This window comes from Protofrankia sp. CiP1_Cm_nod3 (assembly GCF_982290655.1).
This window is the reverse complement of record NZ_CEVIVD010000088.1, coordinates 1-1402: the sequence shown is the minus strand read 5'-3', so window position 1 is coordinate 1402 and position 1402 is coordinate 1. Positions and strand designations below refer to the sequence as shown.

Annotated in this window: 1 protein-coding gene; it reads left to right on the top strand. The window is 73.2% G+C overall.

What is annotated here, in order from left to right:
- Positions 1-300 precede the first annotated feature (300 nt).
- Positions 301-1402: hypothetical protein (locus tag AC5LUJ_RS16275; protein ID WP_493465230.1), on the top strand; the 1102-nt coding region annotated here is incomplete at its 3' end.

Here is a 1402-nt window from a genome sequence, read left to right as displayed (position 1 = left end):
TGCCGGGCGCCGGTCTGCCGGGAGCCGGCGACCGCTCCGGCCGGGAACGCACCGCGGGAATCCCCGTGGCGTTCCCGGAAACCTCGAAGCCTTGCGGGGACATCCCCCGCCCGTCGGCGACTTCCGGGCGTGCCGCGCCTTCCGGGGCCCTCCGAGCACTCTTTCAAAGATCTATAAATCCACTTCCCGTGGGCCACCGAGCGGTTTTCCGTGATCTCCCTGGGACGAGGAATCACCGGCTCCCGCTCATCGGCCGGCTAGAATCCGGCCATATGAAGACCGCGCGCCCATGAAGGCCCCGTGAACGCCGTCGGCGAAAGGCTGGCCGGCCGGGGCCGGCCGGTCGGCGTGTCACGGCGTGCGCTCGTGCTTCTGGGTGCCGTGGCCTGCTGGCTCGTCCTTGCCGCCGGGCCCGCGCAGGCGCATTCCGTCAGCGGCGCCTCGGCCACGAACTTCCGCACCACCGTGACCGGTCCGCAGCCCCCGGTGGACGGCGTCAGCCTCGTGCCCGTGGAGAACGGCAGCCGGGTGCGGCTGACCGTCACCGGTAACCACACGGTCGTCGTCAAGGGGTACGACGACGAGCCCTATCTGCGGGTGGATTCCGCTGGCGTCTGGCAGAACACGCTGTCACCCGCCACATATCTCAACCGCGACCGGTACGGGCCGCCCGGCACCGCCCCAGCCGGCGACAGCGGGGCCGCCAAGGCCGCCCCACGCTGGGAGAGGATCGCCGATAGCCGGACCATCGTCTGGCATGACCACCGCGCCCACTGGATGGGCACCCAGGATCCGCCGGCCGTGCGGGCCGCCCCGGGCCGCTTCCACCAGATCTACGCCTGGACGATCCCCCTGACCGTGGACGACCAGGCGGTTCTCACCACCGGCACCCTCGACTGGGTTCCCGGGCCGTCGCCGGTGCCGTGGCTCGTCCTCGCCGTGGCGACCGCCGCCGCGACCGCCGCCAGCGGGCTGTACCGGCGCCGCGACACCGTGCTGGCCGTGGCCGTGACAGCGATCGTCGGCGTGGACGTCACCCATTCGGCGCTCATCGCCTGCTCCCGGGCCAGCGGCCGGCTGTCGGGGTTCGTCTACGGCAACATCGTCGAGATGGCCGCCTGGCTGCTCGGGCTGGCCGCGGCCGTCCTGCTGGTACGGCGCGCGAGCGCGGGCCGCTACCTCGCCGGGAGCGCCGGCTTCGTCATCGCCGTGACCGGCGGTTTCGGCGACCTGGATGTGCTGTACCGGTCCAGCGCCCCGATCGCCGGGCCGATGGGCCTCGCCCGGACGCTGACCGCGGTCACCATCGGTATCGGCCTCGGCCTGCTCGGCGCCACGGCGCTGGCGTCCCGCCGTCGCGCGTCACGCGGACCGTCCGGTACGGGCCAGGGCGGCCCAGAGC